The 441-nt window shown below is 66.2% G+C and carries 1 protein-coding gene; it reads left to right on the forward strand.

Annotated features, from left to right (window positions below; all coding sequences use genetic code 11):
* A partial coding sequence (locus GWG67_RS38825) for a UvrD-helicase domain-containing protein (protein WP_275174909.1) occupies positions 1-441 on the forward strand: 441 nt, incomplete at both ends.

Here is a 441-nt window from a genome sequence, read left to right on the forward strand (position 1 = left end):
AGCCGCCTCCGCGACCTCGGCGCCGGGAACGTGCAGGCCCGGACGTTCCATGCCGCCGCCCTTCGCCAGCTGCAGTTCTTCTGGCCGCAGGCTGTGGGCGGGACACTGCCCAACCTGCTGGACCACAAAGCCCAGCTGCTGGCAGAGGCCGCGCGCCGGCTGCGGCTCAGTACTGACCGGGCGTCCATCCGTGACCTCGCTTCAGAGATCGAGTGGGCCAAGGTATCCATGCTGACACCCGCCAACTACCTGGAAAACGCCCAGGGGAGGGGGGCTCCGGGCGGGTTCGACCTGACAGCCGTGGCCCGCGTTTTCCAGTCCTATGAGGACGTCAAGACCGACCGCAACGTGATTGATTTCGAGGATGTCCTGCTGATCACGGTGGGAATCCTGCAGGAAGACGAGCGTGTTGCCGCCACCGTCCGTGAGCAGTACCGGCAC

This window comes from Bradyrhizobium sp. CSS354 (assembly GCF_029051725.1).
Classification (GTDB): Bacteria; Pseudomonadota; Alphaproteobacteria; order Rhizobiales; family Xanthobacteraceae; genus Bradyrhizobium.